Origin of the sequence: Anaerotignum faecicola, from assembly GCF_003865035.1 — a bacterium.
GTDB classification, from domain to species: domain Bacteria; phylum Bacillota; class Clostridia; order Lachnospirales; family Anaerotignaceae; genus Anaerotignum_A; species Anaerotignum_A faecicola.
On record NZ_BHVZ01000001.1, the window covers coordinates 1,006,321 to 1,029,813 of the forward strand.

The 23,493-nt window shown below is 49.2% G+C and carries 24 protein-coding genes; 9 read left to right on the forward strand and 15 right to left on the reverse strand.

Features of this window, described 5'->3' with window-relative positions; genetic code table 11:
- Nucleotides 1-35: 35 nt before the first annotated feature.
- The 9 genes from EJE48_RS04920 to EJE48_RS04960 all read right to left on the reverse strand — a co-directional run bounded on the left by EJE48_RS04920 (nucleotide 36) and on the right by EJE48_RS04960 (nucleotide 9,421).
- Nucleotides 36-626 (reverse strand): uracil-DNA glycosylase, encoded by a 591-nt coding sequence (locus EJE48_RS04920; protein ID WP_118581374.1) that lies wholly within the window; start codon nucleotides 624-626, stop codon nucleotides 36-38.
- Nucleotides 627-898: 272 nt separating this feature from the next.
- Nucleotides 899-1,909, reverse strand: a complete 1,011-nt coding sequence (locus tag EJE48_RS04925; protein WP_118581377.1) for a rhomboid family intramembrane serine protease — start codon at nucleotides 1,907-1,909, stop codon at nucleotides 899-901.
- Nucleotides 1,910-2,112: 203 nt separating this feature from the next.
- Nucleotides 2,113-2,373, reverse strand: coding sequence for a pro-sigmaK processing inhibitor BofA family protein (locus EJE48_RS04930; RefSeq protein WP_016407277.1), 261 nt, complete (start codon nucleotides 2,371-2,373; stop codon nucleotides 2,113-2,115).
- Nucleotides 2,374-2,388: 15 nt separating this feature from the next.
- Entirely contained in the window at nucleotides 2,389-2,616 is a 228-nt protein-coding gene (locus EJE48_RS04935) for a DUF2508 family protein (RefSeq protein ID WP_016407276.1), read from the reverse strand.
- 364 nt (nucleotides 2,617-2,980) lie between these two features.
- Nucleotides 2,981-3,688: a pseudouridine synthase gene (locus EJE48_RS04940; protein ID WP_118581380.1), complete on the reverse strand. Its 708-nt coding sequence runs from the start codon at nucleotides 3,686-3,688 to the stop codon at nucleotides 2,981-2,983.
- A 23-nt stretch (nucleotides 3,689-3,711) separates the two neighbouring features.
- The gene (locus EJE48_RS04945) at nucleotides 3,712-4,569 is read right to left on the reverse strand and encodes a patatin-like phospholipase family protein (RefSeq protein ID WP_016407274.1); all 858 of its coding nucleotides are present in this window, start codon (nucleotides 4,567-4,569) and stop codon (nucleotides 3,712-3,714) included.
- Nucleotides 4,570-4,674: 105 nt separating this feature from the next.
- On the reverse strand, nucleotides 4,675-7,830 hold the full coding sequence (locus EJE48_RS04950) for an efflux RND transporter permease subunit (RefSeq protein WP_118581383.1): 3,156 nt from the start codon (nucleotides 7,828-7,830) through the stop codon (nucleotides 4,675-4,677).
- 5 nt (nucleotides 7,831-7,835) lie between these two features.
- A complete protein-coding gene (locus EJE48_RS04955) occupies nucleotides 7,836-8,945 on the reverse strand; it encodes an efflux RND transporter periplasmic adaptor subunit (RefSeq protein ID WP_160117317.1) in 1,110 nt (369 codons plus the stop codon).
- Entirely contained in the window at nucleotides 8,942-9,421 is a 480-nt protein-coding gene (locus EJE48_RS04960) for a MarR family winged helix-turn-helix transcriptional regulator (RefSeq protein WP_118581388.1), read from the reverse strand. The genes EJE48_RS04955 and EJE48_RS04960 overlap by 4 nt, the downstream gene beginning before the upstream one ends.
- A 329-nt stretch (nucleotides 9,422-9,750) precedes the next feature.
- Here EJE48_RS04960 and EJE48_RS04965 point away from each other — a divergent pair, with 329 nt between their 5' ends.
- Nucleotides 9,751-10,638 (forward strand): DegV family protein, encoded by an 888-nt coding sequence (locus EJE48_RS04965; RefSeq protein WP_118581391.1) that lies wholly within the window; start codon nucleotides 9,751-9,753, stop codon nucleotides 10,636-10,638.
- A gap of 99 nt (nucleotides 10,639-10,737) precedes the next feature.
- Nucleotides 10,738-11,160 carry an immunoglobulin-like domain-containing protein gene (locus EJE48_RS04970; RefSeq protein ID WP_118581394.1) on the forward strand — a complete coding sequence of 141 codons (423 nt, stop codon included), beginning with the start codon at nucleotides 10,738-10,740 and terminating at the stop codon, nucleotides 11,158-11,160.
- A 73-nt stretch (nucleotides 11,161-11,233) separates the two neighbouring features.
- Here EJE48_RS04970 and EJE48_RS04975 read toward each other — a convergent pair whose 3' ends face one another.
- Complete coding sequence (locus EJE48_RS04975; protein WP_016407268.1) at nucleotides 11,234-11,680, reverse strand: Hsp20/alpha crystallin family protein; 447 nt, start codon at nucleotides 11,678-11,680, stop codon at nucleotides 11,234-11,236.
- Nucleotides 11,681-12,090: 410 nt separating this feature from the next.
- Between EJE48_RS04975 and EJE48_RS04980 the strand changes: the two genes are divergently transcribed.
- The gene (locus tag EJE48_RS04980) at nucleotides 12,091-12,822 is read left to right on the forward strand and encodes an SIMPL domain-containing protein (protein ID WP_016407267.1); all 732 of its coding nucleotides are present in this window, start codon (nucleotides 12,091-12,093) and stop codon (nucleotides 12,820-12,822) included.
- 356 nt (nucleotides 12,823-13,178) lie between these two features.
- Nucleotides 13,179-13,946 carry a MerR family transcriptional regulator gene (locus tag EJE48_RS04985; RefSeq protein WP_118581400.1) on the forward strand — a complete coding sequence of 256 codons (768 nt, stop codon included), beginning with the start codon at nucleotides 13,179-13,181 and terminating at the stop codon, nucleotides 13,944-13,946.
- 46 nt (nucleotides 13,947-13,992) lie between these two features.
- On the opposite strand, the gene EJE48_RS04990 is transcribed toward EJE48_RS04985, so the two are convergent.
- On the reverse strand, nucleotides 13,993-14,376 hold the full coding sequence (locus EJE48_RS04990) for a (deoxy)nucleoside triphosphate pyrophosphohydrolase (RefSeq protein WP_118581529.1): 384 nt from the start codon (nucleotides 14,374-14,376) through the stop codon (nucleotides 13,993-13,995).
- 124 nt (nucleotides 14,377-14,500) lie between these two features.
- Between EJE48_RS04990 and EJE48_RS04995 the strand changes: the two genes are divergently transcribed.
- The 3 genes from EJE48_RS04995 (at nucleotide 14,501) to EJE48_RS05005 (ending at nucleotide 16,740) form a co-directional block, all read left to right on the forward strand.
- Nucleotides 14,501-15,535 carry a stage II sporulation protein P gene (locus EJE48_RS04995; RefSeq protein WP_160117318.1) on the forward strand — a complete coding sequence of 345 codons (1,035 nt, stop codon included), beginning with the start codon at nucleotides 14,501-14,503 and terminating at the stop codon, nucleotides 15,533-15,535.
- Between the two features lie 72 nt (nucleotides 15,536-15,607).
- Nucleotides 15,608-16,018 carry a putative ABC transporter permease gene (locus EJE48_RS05000; RefSeq protein ID WP_118581406.1) on the forward strand — a complete coding sequence of 137 codons (411 nt, stop codon included), beginning with the start codon at nucleotides 15,608-15,610 and terminating at the stop codon, nucleotides 16,016-16,018.
- A 71-nt stretch (nucleotides 16,019-16,089) separates the two neighbouring features.
- The gene (locus EJE48_RS05005) at nucleotides 16,090-16,740 is read left to right on the forward strand and encodes an HAD-IA family hydrolase (protein ID WP_118581409.1); all 651 of its coding nucleotides are present in this window, start codon (nucleotides 16,090-16,092) and stop codon (nucleotides 16,738-16,740) included.
- Between the two features lie 38 nt (nucleotides 16,741-16,778).
- Here the strand turns inward: EJE48_RS05005 and EJE48_RS05010 are convergent, their stop codons facing one another.
- Nucleotides 16,779-17,267: a dihydrofolate reductase gene (locus EJE48_RS05010; RefSeq protein ID WP_016407261.1), complete on the reverse strand. Its 489-nt coding sequence runs from the start codon at nucleotides 17,265-17,267 to the stop codon at nucleotides 16,779-16,781.
- A 21-nt stretch (nucleotides 17,268-17,288) separates the two neighbouring features.
- Complete coding sequence (gene thyA / locus EJE48_RS05015; protein ID WP_118581412.1) at nucleotides 17,289-18,119, reverse strand: thymidylate synthase; 831 nt, start codon at nucleotides 18,117-18,119, stop codon at nucleotides 17,289-17,291.
- Between the two features lie 264 nt (nucleotides 18,120-18,383).
- Between thyA and EJE48_RS05020 the strand changes: the two genes are divergently transcribed.
- Nucleotides 18,384-19,640, forward strand: coding sequence for an ABC transporter substrate-binding protein (locus EJE48_RS05020; protein WP_243107960.1), 1,257 nt, complete (start codon nucleotides 18,384-18,386; stop codon nucleotides 19,638-19,640).
- Nucleotides 19,641-19,682: 42 nt separating this feature from the next.
- Here EJE48_RS05020 and EJE48_RS05025 read toward each other — a convergent pair whose 3' ends face one another.
- Nucleotides 19,683-22,217, reverse strand: coding sequence for an FAD-dependent oxidoreductase (locus EJE48_RS05025; RefSeq protein WP_118581415.1), 2,535 nt, complete (start codon nucleotides 22,215-22,217; stop codon nucleotides 19,683-19,685).
- 145 nt (nucleotides 22,218-22,362) lie between these two features.
- On the opposite strand from EJE48_RS05025, the gene EJE48_RS05030 reads away from it, so the two are divergent.
- The gene (locus tag EJE48_RS05030) at nucleotides 22,363-23,007 is read left to right on the forward strand and encodes a Crp/Fnr family transcriptional regulator (RefSeq protein WP_124984339.1); all 645 of its coding nucleotides are present in this window, start codon (nucleotides 22,363-22,365) and stop codon (nucleotides 23,005-23,007) included.
- Nucleotides 23,008-23,050: 43 nt separating this feature from the next.
- Here EJE48_RS05030 and spoIIID read toward each other — a convergent pair whose 3' ends face one another.
- Nucleotides 23,051-23,308 carry a sporulation transcriptional regulator SpoIIID gene (gene spoIIID / locus EJE48_RS05035; RefSeq protein ID WP_016407256.1) on the reverse strand — a complete coding sequence of 86 codons (258 nt, stop codon included), beginning with the start codon at nucleotides 23,306-23,308 and terminating at the stop codon, nucleotides 23,051-23,053.
- Nucleotides 23,309-23,493 lie beyond the last annotated feature (185 nt).

The following is a 23,493-nucleotide window of genomic DNA, read 5'->3' on the forward strand; positions in this document are numbered from 1 at the left end:
TCCGTTTCGCCTCGTTCTCATTCTTCCGCAAAATACTACAGTAAGCCCTCCTTCTGCAAAAATGCCTTCAGCTCCAGTAAATCCGCATCATACACCGCCTGCAACGCGCGGTTATAAATGACCGCCGCAGGGTGATAAAGAGCAAACAGGATACGTCCGTCCGCCAGCGCGACAGGTCTGCCATGATAGTCCCCGATGACGGCTTTTTTCTCCCCTGTGACCGCCTTGAGGGGGACATTTCCCAGTGTAACAAGCACCTTCGGCGCAATCGTTTGGATTTCCGCCTGCAAAAAGGGCAGGAAAAACACAATCTCCTCCGCAGAGGGGGGACGATTCACCGCCTTGCCCGTTTTGGGGCTTTCCTTTGTTGGGCGCAGCTTGACTACGTTGGAAATATAAATCTCCTCTCGTTTCAGACCGACCACCTCCAGAAAGGCGGAAAGGTTCTTCCCTGCCTTGCCGACGAAGGGGCGGCCCTGCTTTTCCTCATCACCGCCGGGGGCTTCGCCAATCATCATCAGCAGAGGGGCTTCGGCACCCTCACCAAAGACGATGGTCTTTTCCCGATAGGGCGAGGTCTGCACAGCTGTCAGCAGGTTTTCCTGCAATTTTGTGATATGGTTCATAAAATTTCTCCTTTTTTCCACAGTTCAGATGGGTTATCCACAGGATGTAGGGGTTATCCACAATATTTTTGGGGATAACTGATTCTGTAAACCCAAGATATAGTGTCTGTTTTTTCTTTTTCACGCAAAACTAACCGAAAATTCCTTGATTTTACGGCAAATCATAATATTCATCTTGTATTGCATAATTTTTCTGGGGATAAATACCCCCTTATCCACAGCTTTTTTGGGGATAACTCCACAGGTTATCCATAGCTTGTCCACAGCTTTGCTCATTTTTTGCGCAGAAGCAGGGAAAACACTGCAATGCCGCCCAGAAAACCGCCGATATGCGCGAAGTTATCCACGCCCTCCTGCAAAAAGCCGAACCCAATCGCCGTTGCCGCCAGAAGAAGCATGGTGGAATAATTCATACCCGTATACCGTGCGCCGCGCTTTTTGGTGAGCAGGAGCATTGCGCCAAGCAGACCATAGATTGCCCCCGATGCGCCGATGGAAACGCCTGCATTGCCACTGAACAGCACGCTGAACACGCCGCCGCAAAGCCCCGAAACCAGATACAGCACCAGAAATTTTCCCGTACCCAGAAGGCGTTCCGCCCGCACGCCAAAATAATACAAATAAATGCTGTTGGATGCCAGATGGAGCAGTCCTGCATGGAGGAACATACAAGTAAAAAAGCGGTAATATTCGCCTGCGAGAATCCCCTCTCGGCTCAAACCATAGGCGGAAAGAATTTCCTCTCTCTGCCCCGAAAGCATGCACCACGCCAGAAGCGCCGCACAGATGACGAAAATCACTGCCGTTGCAACAGGCGTTTTCTGCTCCTTCGTATCCCTGAGAACGAGAACCTCCGGCTCCCTGCCTGCCGCCGCCGCGCGCAGAAGCTTCTCCACACCAAGAAGCTGTGTCGGCTGTCCCTGTGCGGCGGAAAGCCTGCCCGTTTCGGGCGAAAAATGCCAAAAAACACGATAAAGCCTGTTATCATAGGCCTGAAATGCAGTTTCCACAGAATCCACAGGCAAAGTCCCTTCCTGGTTATCCACAAGGACGCTCAGCGCGACCACCCTTGTGCAATGAAATTCCTCGACACTGCCTTCCATTTTTCCCGCAAAATCGGCAAAGGTCATGTTTTCCTCGCGCCAGCCTTCCTCTGCCCCATCCAGCAGGCAGATGAGATACAGAACAGGGTTTTCCTCCTGCCAGTACCAGTTCTTTTTATTTTCTACCCTGCAAAAGCCCTTATGCTCCAGCTGCATTTGCAGGTGATTCCAAAATTCCACGGAGTTCTCTCCTCCTTTTGCTTGTTTTCCCCTATTTTATCATAAGAAGCACCTGCGTTTGTGAACAAAATTTAAAAATAGACGACAAAACAAAAAAACCTGCCGGGCGACAGGTTTATTCAGGTGTTACTCACAAGCTTTTTTCAGTTATCCACAAAGTTATCCACATTTTCAACAGATTTCTCCACAATGCCCTTCCGCTTCTACAAGAAAAAACTCAGCAGAAAAATACCTGCCACGCCGGGCAGCCCCAGAAATGCGGAAACCGCAAGCGTTGCGGCATTGATACCCACCGCCGCGCCAAGGCTTTTGCCCAGAAAGAGCAAAAACGCGCCCAAAACGGCAGAAATACCGCATTTGCACAGCATCCGCAGAGGTCTTGCCAGCGCAAGAAGTGCAAGCGCAAACAGACAAACAAAAATTGCACAGAACATGATTGCTTCCCCCGGTGTGTAATTCGCCATAAAGCCTTCCCCCTTTTAAATTGCCCTTCTCTGCACCCCGTTCGTCAGCCCCATTTTCTTCGCCGCCCTAAGAAAATATTCATATTTCTTCTGCAAGGCAATGATTTCGTAAATATAGCTGTCGATGAGGCTCTCATCCGTCACATCCTCGAACGCACTTTGGGCACATTCCAGCTGTAATTGAATCCGCCGCAGGGTGGAAAGGATTTCCTCTCCTTCCAATTTAAGCCGTTCTCTTTGCATGGAAAAACCCTCCTTTTCCCTTTTAATATAGGCGAAAAAGGGGGTTTTTATTCCAAAAAATAATGGTGCCGACAAAGTCGGCACCGCAGACTGTAGACAAAGTAATTTTTGAGGTAGCGGAAGGGCTTGGGAAACAAACTGTTCATTACTTTGCTACGCAAAGCAGGCTTCGCCTGCCGCCCCTTCTTGGGCGGTAAGTAGTTTCCCAAATGGAATCCGCAGTCGGAATTCACTTCCGACGAGGAAAACAGCGAGTTTCAAGGCTTTTAAGCTGATGGAACTCGTCTGTTTATTCCTCTGTTTCAACAAGTCGAAAACCTGTTTTCGACTTAGGGTGCCGACAAAGTCGGCACCGAAGTCAGAATCAGGATTCGTGCATTTGCAGCCGGTTCAGCTCCTCTGCGGTCAGCTCTCTGCATTCCCCCTCGGGCAAATCCACAGGCAGATAGAGATTTCCCATCGCCAAACGGTGCAGGGAAACCACCTTTGCGCCGAAGCAGCCGAACATCCGCTTAATCTGGTGATAGCGACCCTCCTGCAGGGTTACCTCGGCGGTTTTTTCGCCAAGAATGACAAGCTTTGCCGCCTTGCAGACACCATCATTGAGTGCCACGCCTGCCGCAAAGCCCTCCTGCATTTCCTTTGTAACGGGAATATCCAGCTCCACACGGTAAACCTTTTGGACATGCTTTCGGGGAGAAAGGATATTGTGCGCAAGAACGCCGTCATCCGTCAGAATCATCAGCCCCGTGGTGTCCTTATCCAATCTGCCGGCAGGGAAAAGCTCTCTGCCCTTATATGCCTGTGGCACAAGCGCGAGAACGGTCGGCTGTGTTTTATCCTCGGTTGCGGAAACATAGCCCTGCGGCTTATGCAGCATGAGGTAAACCTGCTTTTTGAAAATGAGCGGCTTGCCGTCAATGGTAATGACGCTTGCTTCGGGGTCTGCCTTCCGAGAGGAGGAGGTCACAGCCTCCCCATCTACAGCAACCCGCTTATGCTTCACCAGATATTTCACATCACTGCGGGAATAAAGCCCCTGTGATGCTATGATTTTATCAATTCTTTCCATGCCGTTTCTCCTTTATTCCGCTTTTATTCCGCTAAAAACGCCTGCAAGGCAGGAAACGCCTTTTCCGCCTGTGTATAACCATGCCGATAGAAATTACTCAGCTTCTGATAATCCTTCTCCAAACGCTTGACCTCAGGCTGCTCAGGGCGGATGACAAAGACCCTGCCTGCCGCTTCCATCTCGTGAATGAAATCAAGCGTCGCATTATATCGTTCGGGGCGATTGCGCATTGCCGCCGCAAAGGCAGGATATTTCTTTTCATTGCGCTTCGCCAGAAATTTTGTTCCCTTGGAAAGCTGCATCCGAAATTCCCTTCTTCTGGTTTCCACAATGACCACCTTATCACAGCCCCTTGCGAAGGCACGGCGGACAGAAATGGAATCCGCAACACCGCCATCTGCGTAGGGAATCCCATTGATGACAACGGCAGGCGTTGCACCGGGCAGGGCGGAGGATGCCATGCCGATATTCATCAGATAGCGGCGGTCTGTGCCGTAATCCGTCAGATATTCCGCCTGTCCCGTCAGGCAGTTTGTGGCGGTATATTCCCGTTCTATGGGGTTTCTGAAATACGCATCGAAATCAAAGAGATTATATTCTGTGGGCACCCTCCAGTAGATATTTTCCATATCGAACAGATGCCCTGTCCGAATGATATTTTTCAAGCCAAAATAGGCATATCGCTTATCCTTTGTGATCGTGGTATCACGGGAGCGCCCATGCTGTCCCGAAATAAAATTCATGGCATTGCCTGCGCCGGCGGAGGTGCCGATGACATACCGAAACGCCTTTCCCAAATCCTGTTCCATAAAATAATCCAAAACACCGGAGGTAAATACGCCGCGGTTTGCGCCTCCCTCCAGAACCAAGCCGATTTTCATAAGACCCTCTGCTCCTTTTTTCTATGTGAAATCAAATTTTTGTTTACGAAAAAGCCGTCGGGAAAAGCTCCCAACGGCTTCATTATACCATTTTCTATCGGTATTTTATACCGGTTTTGCATTGTTTTGTGCAGCTCTTTCCCTTGCCAGCTCCTCAGCATGCTGCTTTGCGTTTTTCGCAATCCGCTTTGCTGTTTTTCTGGCATTGGATTTTCTCTTTCTTTCATTCATCCACATATACAGAACGGGGATGAAAATCAGCGTAACCACTGTGGACAGCGTCAGACCGAAGATAACCGCAATGGCAAGCGCCTGCATCATTTCGGAGCCTTCGCTCGTTGCCAGCGCCATAGGCACCATGCCCAGAACGGTTGTCAGCGTTGTCATGAGGATGGGACGCAGACGGCGCGGCCCTGCACTGGTCAGCGCGTCATAGCAGTTCATGCCGCGATCCATCAGCTGATTCGTATAGTCTACCAGAACGATACCGTTATTTACTACCATACCAATCAGCATGACAAAGCCCATCATGGCAGGCATGGTGATGGTATTGCCTGTAATCAAGAGACCGATAATCGCACCCGTAATCGCCAGAGGCATGGAGAACATCACGATGAAGGGATAGCGCAGGGATTCAAACTGGGATGCCATAATCATGTATACCAGCAGAACCGCTACCACCATTGCAATTTCCAGACTGCGGAAGGTATCATTCATTTTTTCCATCATGCCGCTGAATTGATAGGTGCAGCCATCGGGCAGCTCGATATCCGCCATGGCCTTCTCTACCAGCTTCTGTGCCTCACTGGTGCTCATGTTATCGGCATTCGCGCTGATGGTAATATAGTTCTTCTGATTTTCACGCATGATGGTGGTTGCACTTTCGTCCATCGTTATGGTAGCGACATCGCTCAGAGGAACCTGTGTGCCGTAAGCAGAGGTTACGGTCAGATTATTCAAATCCGTCAGATAATTTACGCTGTTCGTATCATAGCGGATAACAACGTCGATTTCTGTGCCGTCCAGCTTATACTGGGTTGCAGTAGAGCCGGAAATGGCTGTACTCAGCGCGCCGGCAACAGACGCGGTCGTGATGCCGTACTGGGATGCCTTTGCGCGGTCAATCGTTACCTTTGCTTCGGGAACGGTATCCCCTGTAGAGCCTTCCACATCGGAAAGACCATCCACCTGAGAAAGCTTATCAATCAGCTCATCCTCCACATCAACCAGCGTTGCGGCATCGTAGCCATATACATTCATCGTCACATCGGCAGATGCCAGAGAGCCCATTGCGGAATCGGAGGAGGATACGGTAATATCCGCACCGGGGATATCCGCCAGCAGCTTTTCGATATCGTCACAGACCTCCTCTGTAGAACGCTTTCTGTCCTTCGCATCCACAAGATTCATGGTGATGGAGGCGGAGTTTGTGCCGGAGCTGAGCATACCGGAGCCAACATTGGCATAAACCACATCCGCTTCAGGGATATCCTGCAGGCGATACAGCACCTCAAGGGTGGTTTCCTCTGTGGTATCCAAATCCGTACCGTTCGGCAGGTCTACGGAAATGGTGGCAACGCCTTCATCCATGCTCGCCATGAAGTCCATCCCTGCAAGGGGAATACTGCAAAGGCTGAGAATGAATACCAGAAGCACCGTCAGAACCGTTTTCTTTCTATGGCGCAATGCCCATTTCAGCAGCTTTTCATATTTTCTGGAAAGGGTATCAATCGCGCCCTCCCAACGATCCAGGAAGGAAAGGAACTTGAGATTCTTCCAGACGAAGGTTTTTGTTTCTCTCTTTAACAGGAGCGCACATGCCATAGGCACGAAGGTCAGCGCAACCACAACGGATGCAATCAGCGCATACATAATGGTAAAGGAAAGGTTTTTCATCATGGCACCAGTTGTACCGCCGATGAGTGCCATAGGCAGGAATACGGCTACGGTTGTCAGCGTCGAGGCGATAATTGCCATGGAAACCTCTTTCGCACCGATTTCCGCCGATTCTGCGGCAGTGTAGCCTCTTTCGTAATACTGATAGATACTATCCAGAACAACGACGGAGTTATCTACCAGCATACCGATACCAATCGCGACACCGCCCATAGAAATCATGTTCATATTGATATCTGTCACATGCATCAGGGCGAAGGTTGCCATGATGGACGTAGGGATGGAAACGGCAATGATGCCTGCCGTTACTGCGTTTTTCAGGAACAGCAGCAGAACGAAGAACGCAATGACTGCCGCCAGCAGCGCTGTCTCTGTGATATTGGACAGGGACATTTCGATATAATCGGAGGTATCGGACAGCATATCAATTTCCAGTTCGGGATAATCCCGCTGTAATTTTGCAATTTCATCCTTCAGGGACTGGCTGACCTTAACCAGATTTGCCGTGGACTGCTTATCTACAGAAAGCAGAATCCCCTTTTCGCCGTTGATATAGGTGAAGGAATCTCTATCCGCTTCGACCTGCTCAACCCTTGCAACGTCACTCAGATGGATGACTGCGCCGGTAGAGGTGGGAATCGGCAAATTATTGATTTCCTGCACGGAAGTAAATTCACCGATGGTACGCACGGCAACGGTTGTGTTGCCCTGTGTCAGGTCACCGGAGGGCAGGTTCATGTTTTCTGCCGCCAGCAGACCGGAAAGCGTAGAGGTTGTCAGTCCGTAGCCCGCCAGCTTGACAGGGTCAACGGTAATGCGCACCTCATTGGTGATACCGCCGGAAAGGCTGACAGAGGCAACGCCCTCAATACGCTCCAAACGATTGGCTACATTATCCTCCAGAAGGTCATTCAAGGCCTCCAGATCCATATTTTCCGCCTTTACGCCGATGGTGATTGGCATGGCATTGATATCCATTTTAATCACCATTGGGTCGCCTGCGGCATCGGGCAGGGTGGACTTCATTTGGTCGATTTTATCTCGCATATCCACCGCAGCCATGTCGATGTCCGTACCGTCCACAAACTGCAGCAGCACCATGGACGAATTGGTTGAGGAATAGGAGGTAACTGTATCCACATTTGCGATGGAGCCAAGGCTTTCCTCCATTGGCTTGGAAATAAGCTCCTCGATTTCCTCAGGGGATGCGCCCACATAGGTTGTCATAACAACGGCAATGGGCAAATCCATATCGGGCATCAATGCCTGATCCAGATTAAAATAAGAAACGATACCCGCGATAAATACCATCAGCGTTACCATGATGGTCGTTACGGGCTTTCTAATACAAAGCTTGGAGAACATTTATTTTATTCCCCCTTTTCTGTTGTTTTTGTTTTTTCTTTTGTTTTAGCAGCAGTATTGGCAATGGTAACCTCCTCGCCATCAGAAAGGTAGGTCTGCCCTTTGGTTACAACATTATCGCCCTTTTTCAGCCCGCTTTTGATTTCGATGGTATCCTCTGCTTCGATACCCAGTTCAACTGCTGTCTTTTTCGCCTTGCCGTTATTGATGAGATAAACATAGGTTTCGTTATCCTTTTCAATGACTGCATTTCTGGGCAGAAGGATGGTATCATCGGAGGCTGCCATGGTGAAGGAAACCTCTGCCATCATGCCGGATTTGATTTTGCCGTCCTTATTATCCAGCTCCACCTTTACGGTATACATGCCTGTCTGCTCTGCGGCAGGGGCAATCGTTGCAACCGTGCCTGTCAGCGGTGTTTCGGATGCTGCTGTCATAAGAACGGATACTTTATCACCAACCTGAATGGTATTGAGAACCTGTTCGGAAACGCTGACCTCAACCTTGATGGTAGACAAATCCATAACCGTATATGCAGGGGCCGCCTGAGAGGCAAAGCTGCCCTTCTCTACTCCTCTTGTGGCAATGACACCCGTCATGGGAGAGGTAACGGTGCAGTCGCTGATATTCTTTTTCAGGTTATCCATCTGCACCTGAATGGAGGCAAGCTGTGCATCCGCGGATTCATACGCATATTTAATCTGATCAAATTCATTTTTGGAGATAATCTCCTCATCATACAGGAGTTTATTGCTATCGTATGTACTTTTTGCATTATCGCGTCCCAGCTTTGCGGCATTGTAGCTTGCCTGCAGGGAGCGCATGTTATTTTGCAAATCGGTGCTGTCTACGGTAAAGAGAACCGCGCCCTGACCAACCTTATCGCCAACATCATAATTGAAGCTCAGCACCTTGCCGGGAACGGTAGGCACAACGGAAACCTCCTTCGCAGGGGCTGCCTTGCCGGTATAGGAAAATTCACTTGCAATATCCCCCTTGCCGACCGTTGTTACCTCAACAGAGCGCAGGGTCTTTTCCTCCTCTACCTCTTTCTTGCCGCAGGCTGTGCCAAGTGCCATGCACAGCGCAAGTGCAATCAAAATACGCTTTTTCATTCTCTCCATCCTCCTGTATTGAATAATTCCAATAATTCCTGTACTTTTGTATAAATCTGCATGCGCCGATGCGCATCCATACGGTCAAACACAACCGCAGCCGCTTCTGCCAAAAGCTCTACCATTTCCTGAACTGCCGATTCGCCCTTCGCCGTCAGGGAAATATAAATCTTTCTGCCGTCATCGCCATCCTTTGCCGCTTTTTTCTGCACAAAGCCGCCTGCCTCCAGCTTGGAAAGCATTAAGGACAGACTGCCCTTGCTGACATGCAGCCGCGCGGATAAAGCCGACACCGTATCCAACTCCGGATTGCCGTATAAAAAGCCAAGAACCTGCGCCTGATGCTGTGTCAGCCCCAGCTCCTCTATCCTCTTGGCAACCTTATCCTCTGTGGCATACGCTTTATTCCAGTTGGACATTTCCGTAGCCAAACGCATCATGCTTGTCACGATAGCCTTACCTGTAACAGCCTCCATTTTTTTGCTCCTCTCCCCGAAACATTAAGCCGAAATAAAATTTCGACTTGTTAAAAAGGAAGAACCTTCCTTTTCTTAACACAATATGAATTGATTTTAATATAAAACTAATTATAAGTCAATTACTTTTAAAGTAAAACTAATTTTTCTCTGGTAAATCGGAAAATAGTATGCTAATATGGGTTACAATTATAAATGGAACTAGAAGAAAGTACCAAGAAGGGGCAAGCCAAAAGGGAAATTTTTCTCATTTTTTCGGCAAAATCCCTACGAAACCCTTACCAACCCTTATTTTATTATAACCTACACTTATCGGAGGCTTGATTTTTATGAAATTTCGTGTGCTCAGCGACAGCTCCTGCGACATCACAAAGGAGCAGGAGGAACAATACCACATCGGCATCATTCCATATTATGTTTCCATGGATGGCGTGCATTATAAAAAAGACCGTGTAGAAATCACCGCGGAGGAATTTTACAGGGAAATGGCGGAAAATCCCGGCGTTTATCCAAAAACCTCCACCCCCACGCAGGTGGATCTCTATAATTTCTTTCTGCCCTATGCAAAGGCAGGCGAGCAGGTGCTTTATTTCAACCTGACTGCAAAATTCAGCAGCTCCTATCAGAGCATTACGCTGATTGCTGAGGAGCTGATGGAGGAATACCCTGCCTGCAAAATCATCGTAGTTGACAGCTATTCCGCGACGGTGCAGGAGGGGCTTCTGGTGACAGAGGCGGCAAGAATGGCGGAGGACGGACTGACGCTGGAGGAAGCGGCAAAGCGCATCGAAACGCTGAAAATGACCTCCCGTATTTTCTTTACCACCGCAGACCTTTCCTATCTGCAAAAGGGCGGACGCGTGGGCAAGGCAATGATTCAGGTGGCAAGCATGCTGAAAATCAAGCCCATGATTCAGCTGTACGAAGGGGAGTTGCAGGCGGCAGGCATTGTGCGCAGCAGAAAAAAATCCCTGCAGCGCTTTATTGACGATACCAAGCGATTTTTCAAGGATAAGAATATCAACGATTACCGCATCTGCACAGGCTACGGCTATGACAAAGAGGAATTTGATGCCCTTTATGCGGAAGTGGTTGAGGAAATGCGGCAGCTTGGCTTTCAGGGCGAGGTGGAGCAGTATCACATCGGTTGCACGATTGGCGTGCATACAGGGCCTACACCCATCGGTATTGCGGTCATCAAAAAATATGACGCATAAAGATACGCCGAAAACAGGATTTTGACTTGTTGAACGTCTGAAGGATATGCTATACTTTTTATCAGACAACGAAACAGACAAGAAAGGGATGGACATAACATGAAAAAAAGAGGCTTTGTACTGCTTGCAATTCTGACACTGCTGCTGACCGGCTGCGGCAATGATGATACAACGGTTTTTGATAAGGTGAATACCATTGACGGCGTAACGCTGACCCTGAAGGAGGATACGCTGAAGGCATCCAAGGCTACCTTTGTTCTGAAAAACGATTCCGACAGGGATGTGGAATTTGATCCTGCGGAATATCATCTGGAAACGAAGAAGGGTGATGTTTGGAAGGAAAACATCGGCACAAGGGTGTCCCAATGGAAACGGGACGAAACGGAAACCCTGCCCGCAGGCGAATCTCTGGAAACAACAGTGGAATGGAAGGGGCTTTGCGGCACAATCGGCAAGGGTGAGCATCGGATTATTCTGATTGTAGATGAGCAGCCGATTGCATGTGAATTTGAAAAGGATTAAAAATTAAGCTGAAAAAAAGCTCCTATCCATTCGGATAGGGGCTTTCGTTATGTAGCTGATTTCGACTTAAGCGTTAGCCTTCAATCGCAATCTGGCTTCTCTGTTCGATTGCTTCGGGAGCCTTCTTGGACAGGCTGACTACCAGAACACCGTCCTCATATTTTGCCTTGACATCATCGGGTTTCAAAGCATCGCCTACATAGAAGGTACGGCTGACTGTGCCGGAATACCGTTCCTGACGCAGGTATTTGCCCTTGCCTGCCTGTTTATCGGCATGCTTTTCTGCGGAAACGGTCAGATAGCCATTTTCCAGATGTACCTGAATTTCGTCTTTCTTGAAGCCGGGCAGGTCAATGTCTGCCTCAATCGCATCTTCTGTTTCTCTTACATCGGTACGCAGCAGATGTTTTGCGTGCTTGCCATACAGGAAATTGCCTTTCCCGAAGTACTCTCTCATCAGTGGAGTATCTGCCCAATCTTCATCAAATAAGTTGTCGCCCAAATAATTATGCATCATCATAAGTCATATCTCCTTTCAAAAGATACTTAAAAATTGATTTGCACAATCGGTTCAAATCCGATGTGTTGATTGAGAACAAGAGAAGATATCTTCTTGATTTTTCTCTCTCTCTTTTGTTCGAATACAATATATCACCGGATATTAGCACTGTCAATAGGCGAGTGCTAATATTAACAAAAACTTAACATAATTATTTTGATAAAGAAATGGTGAGAATTCTCCATTGAAAAAGCTTTGTATTTCCTACAATTTTATTCCATATTCCTCTCATATTGATTTACATAATATTATATTTTGCCCTATGAATTTTTCGGAAAATTTTCAAAAAAACGAAAAACAACGGAACTATTTTCATTTTCCCTCGTCCAATAAAAAACCAATATTCGATATTTGAAAGGAGTGTATGTATTATGAAGAAATGGGCAAGAGGATTGGTCGTATGTGCGGCGACGGCAGTATTATCCATCGGGGCGGCGTGCATGGCGTATGCGGCTGAAGGCGAAATCAACGTAAACGGTACAGGTGTGGTGCAGGCAGACCCCGATACAGCGGATATCTCCCTTGAAATCAGCACGGACGGCAAAGCAGCACAGGCGGCACAGAAGGAAAACAACCGCATTACCGCGGCAGTGACAAAAGCCATGACCGACCTGAATGTAAAAAAGGACGATATCGTAACGGCGTATACCTCCGTATACCCCACCTATCGTTACAATGACGAAACAGGCAAGCGCACCATCACAGGCTACCATGCAGAAACCCATTTGCAGGTGAAAACAAAGGACATCAACAACACAGGCAAATATATTGATGCGGCATTGCAGGCAGGCGCAACCGGCACAAACGGCGTTTCCTTCTCCATCGCAGACCAGAGCAAATATTACGGGCAGGCATTGCAGGCAGCTGTGAAAAATGCAGAAAAATCCGCAGCCGCAATCGCACAGGCATACGGCAAGCCTCTGGGTGCCGTGAAAAATGTCAGCGAGATTTCCAGAAATTACTATTATATGAATACCGATTCCAATGCAAAGAGCAGCATGATGGCAACAGAGGATGCTGTGGCAGACGGCGGTCTCGGCACAACCATCAGCTACGGCAAAATTGAAATTACCGCGAATATCTCCGTTACTTATGGGTTTTAATGGATTTCGGACCGATTGGAATTGAATTTTGGACGACAGAAAGCCCTCTCGGTTCTCACCGAGAGGGCTTTTTTATGTGCCGATGCTGATTTCCGCTCCATCGGCACCCTTCCCCTTTTCCGTCCACAAAGCTGCCCATAAAAACAAAAGGCTGCCAAAATTACACCCGAACAGGAGCCTCTTTGTTCTGAAAGGAAACCACTTCTGTTTCTTGCTTTCCACGATCCTCCGGGCTTCTTTTCTATAAAGCTCCATTTTCTCTTGCATTTTGGGCGAAGCACTTTGTATAATGCTAGTATACATCGTACACCGATGTACGATACAAGTCCTTTTCTGCATTTTTGGGGGTACCTTTTATGAAAAAAGAGAAAAATTTATTTTCGATTGGCGAAATTGCAAAAGCACTCGGTGTGACACGCCGCATCATTCTCAACTATGAGCAGCGCGGACTGATTCAGCCGGATATCAAGGAAGGCACTACCGGCAACCGCTACTATACCATCGACAGCTTCACGAAGCTGCGCAGCATCCGCATCTTTCAAAATCTGGGGCTTTCTCTGGATGAAATCCGCGCATATTTCAACGATTCCTCCGATATTCTGCCGCTGATCCGCCGTCTGGAAAAGCTGCGTGATGAGCTGAATCTGAACATCGAGAAGCTATATGAACGGGTGCAGACAGGCGAGGCACAGATTAAGACCATCCGACTGGAGCGGCAGCGCATCTACCGCCGCAGCTATCACAGCGAAACGATTGCAGAGCGAACGGTGGCACTGCGGAATACCGCCTTAGAAGCCATGCATGCCTACGGAACAGATACCACGCGGCGGATGTACTTCACAGAATACCCTGTCACCGCAAAGGCAGAGGTTTCCTTCTGCGTGGCGATTCCGCCCGAAAGCGAGGGGGAATTTGTCGAATGGACAGAGTCTATGCCTGCGCTCTGCATTTATCACCACGGGGCGTATGAGGAGATGTATGACGTGGTGCAAAAGCTTTTGGAATATGCCAAGGAAAACGGCTTAGAGCCGCGCGGTATGGTGCGGAACACCTATCTGGAGGGGCCGCCGCAGCATAAGGACCCACACAAGTTTATCACACAGGTGGCACTGCCATTAGGCTAAGTCGAAATCAGGCTTTCTCTGCAGCACAAATCAGGGAAAGCCTTTTTTAATATTCCTGCTTCAGCCTTCTGAGGATTTCCACATCCGCAGGGCAGAAGGGGTAAGCATCAATCTCCTTTGTGGTGATCCAGCGGATATCGTGATGCTCCAGCTTCTGCGGCTCGCCCTCTGCGATTTTCGCATGAAAGAGCGTCAGATGGACGGTCAAATCGGGGTATTCATGCACAACCTCCATGAAAACCGCGCCGACTGCGACCGTAATGCCGAGCTCCTCCCGACATTCGCGGATGAGCGCCGCTTCCTTTGTCTCTCCCTGCTCCACCTTGCCGCCGACAAATTCCCACAAAAGCCCTCTTGCTTTATTTGCAGGACGCTGACAGGCAAGAAATTTATTTCCGTTCCAAATGAGTGCCGCTACCACTTCTGTCATGCCTTTCTCCCCTTCCGTTTTTCCTTTCATTATAAAAGCCGCAAGGGGGAATTGCAAGGCTCGCCTTTCGTTCTGTTTTCCGCCCCTTTCTCATAGAATAGCAAGAGGAAAGGAGGCAGCTATCGTGCAAAAAAAGAACAAAGGAGCCTTAAATCTGGCAGGTCTGGTGCTTTTTCTGCTGGCACTGCCCTTCTTCTTCGGCATGGGGGGCGGCGCATTTGCCATGGCGGAGGTTCTGCCGGGACAAGCTGCGGCTTCCTTCCTCCCTTACACAGAAAAGACAGAATCGCTTTCCGCAAAGGTTTTCGGTACGAAGGATGTGGAATTTTCCCAAACACCTGCCGTCACCAAGGGCGGACGCACGCTTTCTGTTTCCGCAGAGGAGATGGCAAGGCTCAGGGATTTTTCCTACCTCAGAAGCAGCTATTACATCATTGACAGCCGTACCGCCCTGCTTCCCTCGGACATTGACGCAGAAGAAGCATTGGCGCTTGATTTTAGCATAAAAAAGACCACGAAGGAGCCAAAAATATTGATTTTCCACACCCATGCCCATGAAGGCTTTGCCGACAGCGACATGAGTAAGGGGCTTTCCGAGGGCATCTGGGGCGCAGGAGAGGAGCTGAAGCGGATTCTGGAGGAGGAATATGGCATCGGGGTACTGCATGATGACGGGCAATATGACGTGGTGAACGGCAAGGGGCAAATCACAGGGGCATACGAGCGGATGGAGCCGCCGATTCGCAAAATTCTGGCAGAGCATCCCTCCATTGAGGTCTGCATCGACCTGCATCGGGACGGCGTGGGAGACAGCACACGGCTTGTGACGAACATAAACGGCAGACCCTGCGCGCAGGTGATGTTTTTCAATGGGCTTTGCCGCCTGAATAAAAACGGCACAACGCAGGCAATCAGCGGCTTGGAAAACCCGTATTTAAAGGAAAATCTTGCCTTCAGCCTACAGATGAAAAAGGCGGCGGATGCGCTTTACCCCGGCTTCAGCCGCAAAATTTATCTCAATGCGTATCGGTTCAGCCTGCACATGCTGCCGCGCTCCACGCTGATTGAGGTCGGCGCGCAGACAAATACGAAGGCGGAAATATGGAATGCTATGGAACCGTTGGCAAAAACGCTTGCAAGCGTGCTGACGGAGCAATAGGCGAAAGCGGATTTCAGCTTGAAAAACAGTTTTTGCTAAAATAAAACGAACCGATTCTGCCATATTAAAATTATGACAAAAAGATTTCTGATATTCGGCTGCTTAGGCTGGTGCATCGAAATCCTCTGGACGGGATTCCATTCCCTGCTTCTGGGAGATGGCGCACTCACAGCGAAAACATATTTATGGATGTTTCCCATTTACGGTGCGGCGGCGTTTGCTTCGCCTCTATTTCTGGCGGTACGGAAAAGCTGTCCGCTTTGGCAGAAGCTTGGGCTATACAGCGTGACCATCTTTCTGGTGGAATTTGCCGCAGGAGGGCTGATTCGTCTGGCAACAGGCGTTTGCCCCTGGGATTATGGGAACAATCCCCTTTCCGTTCTGGGGTTAATCCGTCTGGATTACGCGCCGCTTTGGGCAGCCTTGGGGTGTTTTTTCGAGGAGGTCAGCTTGCTTCTGGCAAAGAAAGGAGAATTGGCGTAGGGCATTGCAGTTCCGATTGATTTCTGCTAGAATAATGCAGGTTACAGAGCAAAAAACAAGGAGAAATTGATATGGATACATTGAAGCAAAGCATCATCCTCTTCGATCTGGACGGCACATTGACCGATTCTGAGGAAGGCATCATCCGTTCCACGCAGTATATGCAGGAAAAAATGGGACAGCGCATCTGGTCTGCTGAGGAGCTGCATTTTATCGTAGGGCCGCCGCTGATACAGTCCTTTACGAAGGAATTCGGCATGGCGCAGGAAATGGCGGAAAAAGCCGTTGCCATCTTCCGCGAACGCTATGCAACGATTGGGCTGTTTGAAAACAGCGTGTTCCCCGGCGTGGTAGAGCTGTTGCAGGCACTGCGAAAAAAGGGGAAACGCCTTGCCGTTGCAACCTCGAAAAAGGAGGACTTGGCAGTGCGGATTCTGGAGCATTTTGAAATTGCGGACTATTTTGAGGTCATCGGCGGTGACAGGAGAGAGGTCGGCAGGGACAATAAGGCGAAGGTCATTGATTATGTGCTGGAGACCATGCAGGCGAAGAAAGACGATGTCATCATGATTGGCGACAGAAAATTCGATATCGAGGGCGCACATGCCATCGGGATTCCCTGCATTGCTGTGGAGTACGGCTATGGGGACAGGGATGAGTTTGAGGCGCATGGCGCGGATTATATTGCAAAAACCACGGAGGATGTGGAAAAACTGTTTTAAGAGAATTTACAAAAAAGGAGTCTTTCGACTCCTTTTCTTTATCTCTTTTTATACACATCGAAGGAAAACCTTACTCCCTTCTCCTCCTGCATTTCGCCCTTTTCCTCCAGCTCCCAATCGGGGTTTTCATCCAGATTCGGGAAGGCGGTATCCGCGGGATAGGTCTGATAAATCTTCGTGACATAGGCACGTTCGCACTGTGGCAAAAGCTGTGCATAAACCGTGCCGCCGCCGGCAACAAAAACCTGCTTCCCGGCGTAATTTTCCAGAACGGCAGGCAGCTCTGCCAAATCATGGCACAACACAACGCCCTCCGCCTGATAGTCCTTATTTTTCGTCAGCACGATATTCACCCGATTCGGCAGGGGCTTTTTATTCGGAAAGGATTCCAGCGTTTTCCGCCCCATCACAAGCACATTTCCCGTCGTTTTCTCACGAAAATATTTCATATCTGCGGAAATGCGCTGCAAAAGGTCTCCATCCTTGCCAATACCCCAGTCTGCATCAACGGCAACAATTATATCCATGTTTTTCCTCCTTATCGGCAATCAAATCGCAACAGGCACACGCCCCATGGATTTGCCGTACTCGTAATCCTCCACAATGAAATCGTCCACGGTGAAATCATAGAAATTCTTTACCTCCGGATTTAGGCGCACCTTGGGTGCAGGCAATGGCTCACGGTCAAGCATGGTCTTTACCATATCAATATGTCTGTCATAAATGTGCATATCGCTGATGACATGCACCAGCTCGCCCGGCTCTAAGCCGCTCACCTGCGCGAACATCATCAGCAGCGCGGAATACTGTACCACGTTCCAGTTATTTGCGGTCAGCGTATCCTGCGAGCGCTGATTGAGAATCCCATTCAGACGATTGCCCGTTACATTAAAGGTCATGCTATAGGCGCAGGGCTCCAGACCCATTTCCGTCAAATCGGCAAAATTATAGATATTCGTCATGATACGTCTGGAGGCAGGTGTATTTTTGAGCTGCCACAGCACGTTATCCACCTGATCCATTTCACCATGAGGGAATTTATACTTCACGCCAAGCTGATAGCCATACGCCTTGCCGATGGAACCGTTTTCATCCGCCCAGGAATCCCAGATATGGCTGTTCAAATCGTTTACATTATTGGATTTTTTCTGCCAGATCCAGAGGATTTCATCAATCGCCGCCTTCCAGTTGGTATAACGCAGCGTCATCAGCGGAAATTCCTCCTGCAAATTATAGCGATTCACCACGCCAAAGGTCTTAATCGTGTGGGCAGGGGTGCCGTCCTCCCAGACTGCACGCACCTTTTCATTTTCCGTTGAAAAGCCATGCTCCAGAATCTGTCTGCAGTTTGCCTTAAAAATTTCATCTACCTTAGCCAAAAGCAATTCCTCCTTTTTTCCTTTTCATCTCTGTCGTTTACAAAAAACCGACCAAATTCCCCTTTTATTATACTGAAAAAAAATGAACTTTACCAGTCCCAAGATATCCGTTTCTTGCGCCGAAGGACATCTTATGGTAATATTTTTAGGAACACAAAAGCATCCCTTCTTCCGGTTTGGGCAAAGAAGGCCCTTCGGTTCCTTTCAAAAACGACATTTTCCGGTTTGATGCTTTCCGGAATCCATTTATGGGAGGTTGTAAGAATGAAAAAAATGACTGCGCTTCTGCTTGCCTCTGTGATGACAGTTTCTCTGGCGGCATGCGGCGGCAATGACGATGACGATGCGGCTTCTTCCGGCCCCGGCACGCAGATTACGGCGGCAGAGAAGGATGAAACCGAAGCCACGCACACCATCAAAATCGGCGTATTTGAGCCAACCACGGGCGAAAACAGCAACGGCGGCAAGCAGGAGGTTCTGGGCATCCGCTATGCCAATGCAATCGTGCCAACCGTGGAGCTAAACGGTACGGTATACAACATTGAGCTGGTGGAGGCAGACAATCAATCCGACAAGGTAGCGGCTGTTGCTGCGGCAGAAAGCCTGATTGTGGAAGGCGTTGCAGGGGTAATCGGCTCCTACGGCTCAGGTGTTTCCAATGCCGCAGGACAGACCTTTGCGGACGCAAACGTGCCTGCCATCGGCGCATCCTGCACAAATCCGCAGGTAACCGCAGGCAATAAATATTATTTCCGCACAACATTCATGGACCCCTTTCAGGGCAGAGTAATCGCATCCTATGCGGCAGAGCAGGGATATCGGACTGCGGCTGTTATCAGCCAGAACGGGGATGATTATTCCACAGGGATTGCGGCTTATTTCCGACAGGCATTTACAGATGAAAAAATCGGCGGCAAGGTGGTTGCAGACGAGGCCTACCACGCAGGCGAAACCGAGTTTGACGAAATTTTGCAGAAAATTCAGAAAACCAATCCCGACTGCATCTTCCTGCCCTGCTCCACAGCTATGGCGGAGGTTCTGCTGCCCCAGATTCGCGAAAGCGGCATTACTGCACCCGTTCTTGCGGCAGATACCTGGGAAAACCTTTCCATGGTAAAGGCAATCGGCGAGGCGGCAGAGGGCGTTGTATTCTCCTCCCCCTTCGAAGTAAGCGCGACCACGCAGGCGAAAACCTTCGTCCGCGGCTTTCAGTCCTACCTGCGGCAGAACGCGGAGCGCATTGCGCTGAACGGCGGCACAGACGAGGTTGCGGCGGTTTCCGCGCTGGGCTATGATGCCTATATGACGATGGTGACAGCACTGGAAAGTCTGGACGGGACGAAGGATGTGCTGACAAGCGTGGATCTGCGAAACGCACTGTATGAGGTGGATTATGAGGGCGTAACGGGGGATATCAGCTTCGACGATAACGGCGATGCCATCCGCGATACGGCTTATCTGAAACAGATTCAGAACGGAAAATTCGTGTTCCTGAAAAAACAGGTGGATGAAACAGAGTAATAGAAAAGGAGTTCGCAATTTCTGCGAACTCCCTTTTCTTTTTTATACCTTTTCAAGCATTTCCTTCAGCGTTTTCTTTTCCTGAATTGCGGTTGTTACCTCTGCCATGCGGGAGGTATCTCCCAAGAGGATTGCACCGCAAAGAATTCCGTGGTGGAAATAGGCTCTTCTCAGAACCTGATTCTGTTCATCCTTGATTTCAACGGTTTTATAGGGGATTTCCGCCCTTGTGCCGATATCTCCGATGGCATAAAGGGAAGTACCCATGCCGTGGAAGCTGAGTGCGTTTATCTCAGGCTGATAGGAAAGGGCTTCTCCTGCCGCATTCGCCCCTGCAATGCGCCCCATTTCCTGCGCTACAGGCCAGAGGGCAATATTTGCGCCTGCGTACTGCGCACAGTCCCCTGCGGCATAAATGCCTGCCACGTTGGTTTCCATATTTTCATTTACGATAACGGCTCTGTCTGCTGCCAATCCTGCCGCCTGCGCCACTGCGATATTTGCTCTCACACCGGTGGAGAAAATCACCAGATCCGCCGCTACGGTTTCTCCGCCTGCCAGCTTCACGCCTGTCACACGCTCCGTGCCGCTAATTTCCGCAATCTGTACACCTGTCAGAATGGAAATACCCTTACATTCCGCAATGCCTGTCAACATTCTGACTGTAGGCGCGTCAATCTTGCCTGCCATCAGCACAGGTGCGCTTTCCAGAACCGTAACATCCAGACCGAAGCGACGCAGCTCCCAAGCCGCCTCCAGCCCAAGCACGCCGCCGCCGATGACAACGGCATTTTTTGCGTCCTGCACCAACGCATTGACTCTTTCCACATCTGCAATGGAACGCACAACGGCTACCTGCGGCAAATCATTGCCCTTGATGGGCGGCACAAAGCTATGCGCGCCGAGTGCATAGATGCACTTATCGAAGGGATAAACCGTGCCGTCTGTGAGGACAACCTCTTTTTTCTCCGCATCCAGAGCTGCAACCCTGCTTTCCAGCTGCAGGTTAATGCGATTTTCTTGATACCATTTTGCAGAAACGCTTGCAATCGCGCCGCCGCTGACTGCGCCGAACAGGTTCTTTGTCAGCATAGGGCGATCATAGGGCAGCTCCTTTTCCTCGGAAAGCATGGTAATTTCTGCGGTTCGGTTGCGTAGACGAATCGCCTTTGCCGCCTGCAGCGCCGCTGTACCGCCGCCCAGAATCACAAAGCGTTCCTCTGTATCCCTGCAGAAATCTGTATCCTGCGATGCCACAGGCACGAAATTTTCAGCCCCAACGCCGCAGACAGGACAAGTTTCGATGGAGGAATCGAAAATTTCACCGCAGACCAGACATTTCACGAGCGTCCCTCTTGCAGAAGGCTTTTTCTTTTCCTCGCCCTTTAACAGCTTCAGACCGAACTGATAGCCGAAGGAAACCGCTTCTGCCAATTCCCGCTCAGAGGGCTTGAAGCGCACGCGGAACCCATCTACCACACGCAGATGAATCTGCTTCAGACGTGCAATGATATGCGGCACGCCTTCGCCGCTCCAGCCATAGCTGCCGAAGGCAGATGCCAGCTTGCCGCCATGAATCGGCGGATACATGCCTGTTGTCAGATCCCAGATGGGCTTTAATGCCTCCTGCAGAATGGTCGGCGTACCGAAAAGGATACCATCCGCTGCGCCGATTTCTGCCGCAACCTCTGCCGCGTCTGCCGTAACTAAATCGTAACGTTTGACCGCGATGTCGCCCGCCTCAAGGATACCCTCGGTAATCTTTTCCGCCAGCTGCTCTGTATAGCCATACGCACTGACATAGGGGATGACAACGGTTGTTTTCTCATTCGTGGGGATTTTGCACCATTCGGCATAGATTGCCAGAAGCTCCGGAATATGGCTATCCAGAACGGGACCATGCCCGGGACAAATCATGTCGATATCCAGGGAATGCACCAGCTCCAGCGCATTTGTCATATAGGGCTGCTTGAAGGGGCCGAGGATGTTGTCAAAATAATATTTTGTTGCTCTGAGGTAGCCCTCCGTATCGGTTACGGTGCTTCTGAGAATCCCCTCATGGGCATAATGAGAGCCAAAGGAATCACAGGTAACAAGGGTTTTATCCTCCTTGATATAGGTATACATGGTATCGGGCCAATGCAGATTCGGCAGAAGGAAGAACTGCAGGGTTTTATTGCCGATTTTCAGCTCATCTCCATTTTTGACGGGAATGCTGTAGAAATCCTCATTCACGATATTTTTCAGAAAGCTGATTGCCGTAGGGGTCGCGATGATTTTCGCCTGAGGGTTTTCCGCAATGATATGGGCGATGGAACCGGCATGATCCGGCTCGGTATGATCTACAACAATATAATCAATCTGCGCGATATCCAGCTGCTCGGACAATGCCGCTCTGTAATCTCCGAAGAATTTTTCCTTCGCGGTTTCAAAAAGAATCGTTTCATCCCCCGCCTTGAGAATGTAGGAATTATAGGTGGTGCCGAATTCCGTATACATGATGATGTCAAATACACGCAGGTTCTTATCCAAAATCCCTGCCCAATAAAAATCCTGTTTCAGCTGTAAGGTTTTCATGCTGCCGCTCTCCTTTCAAATACGCGTTTTCTCTCCGTCTATCTTCTCTTTTCTTTTTTTATTTTCTGCTTTTCTTTTGTTTATTTATATGATATCATTGTTTTAGAAAAAGAAGTGTTGCATTTGCAACAAGGAGCGAAAAAATATGGAAAATTTATTGAAAAATGAACTCTTTACGCACGTTTCGACAGAAGAACTGGAAAAAATGATTCCCTGCTTTGAAATGACGAAGCGCAGCTTTCGGGAAAAGGACATCATTCCCACGCACGAGGGGGAAAAAAATTATATCTGCCTGCTGCTTTCGGGGACAGTTTCTGTCAACCGCATCAGCATAGACGGCTCGTTGGACTTACTGGAATACCTGGAGGATACGGGCGTATTCGGGGCAGCGTTTGCCTTTGCCAATCAGGAGGATGCGTTTCTGACCATCTGCGAAAAGGACTGCACGGTGCTCTTTATCGAAAAGCACCATATTTCCAAGCGGTGCCTGAATGCCTGTCCGCACCATACGCAGGTGGCGGAAAATATGCTGCAGCTGATGGGGAATAAGGTTGTCACGCTGACGGAAAAGGTGGATATCCTCAGCCATCGCTCCATTCGCGGCAAGCTGATGAGCTATTTCCGCATCCAGAGCACAAAGACGGGGGAATTGAGCTTTTTACTGCCCTTTTCTCTGCTCAAGCTTGCGAATTATCTCTGCATTGACCGCAGCGCCATGATGCGCGAAATCAAAAAAATGAAGGAGGAGGAGCTGATTGCAATAGAAGGAAAACGGGTGACACTGCTGTGAAAAAATAAGGCTATATCAGAAAAATCTGAGATAGCCTTATTTTTTATTTCGTTTTATTGTGCAGGTATTTCTCTCTCGTTGCCAAGCCGCCGCGGATATGCCGCTCCGCTTTATTGACCTCCAGAACCGCACGGACGGATTTTGCCAGCTCCGGGTCAATGCGCTCCACACGGTCGGTGATATCTTTATGCACGGTAGATTTTGAAATGCCAAATTTTTTCGCCGTTTCTCTCACTGTTGCATTGGTGTGTATCATAAATTTCGCAACCTCAACCGCCCTTTCCTCAATATACGTTTTCAAGCCAAGCACTCCTCTGATTATCGCTTGGTTATGTATATGCAGGCAGTAGGAAAGATATGAAAAGCGGCTATCCGAGGAGATAGCCGCTTTCTATATGAGTTAGGGAATTTAGAATAGTTTTCGTTTCTTTATTGTTTATACACAAGCATAATGTTTTTGAGGTTTTTGTTTCTTATTTTAAATCT